The following is a 347-nucleotide window of genomic DNA, read 5'->3' as shown; positions in this document are numbered from 1 at the left end:
CCATATTTCTTTACAGCAGCTTGGTACTCTTCGCTTGTATACTGACCGCCTCTGTCCGAGTGGATGATACAGCCCTTTATATCAGGATATGATTTGTTTGCGTTTTCAAGAGTATGGCAGCAGAGCGAAGCTCTCATATTATCTTCAATAGCTATCCCCAGCGGCATCAGATCAAAGCAGTCAAATATCGCTGAAACATAGAGCTTTCCATCCTTTGCTTTCACCTCGCTCATGTCGGTCACAGCTTTTTTCAAAGGCCTGTCTGCGTAAAAATCACGTCTGAGAAGATCATCCGATTTTTGAGCAAGCCGATCAGCTTTGGTTATCCCGTTTGGCTTTCTGCGAGG

General features: G+C 45.0%; 1 protein-coding gene. It reads right to left on the bottom strand.

From position 1 onward, the window contains the following. A partial coding sequence (locus DW015_RS13255; protein ID WP_147338182.1) for a DDE-type integrase/transposase/recombinase occupies window positions 1–254 on the bottom strand: 254 nt, incomplete at its 3' end. Between the last annotated feature and the right edge of the window lie 93 nt (window positions 255–347).

This window comes from Ruminococcus sp. AF37-20, from assembly GCF_003460465.1.
Taxonomy (GTDB): Bacteria; Bacillota; Clostridia; order Oscillospirales; family Ruminococcaceae; genus Hominimerdicola; species Hominimerdicola aceti.
This window is presented reverse-complemented; position numbering and strand designations above follow the sequence as displayed.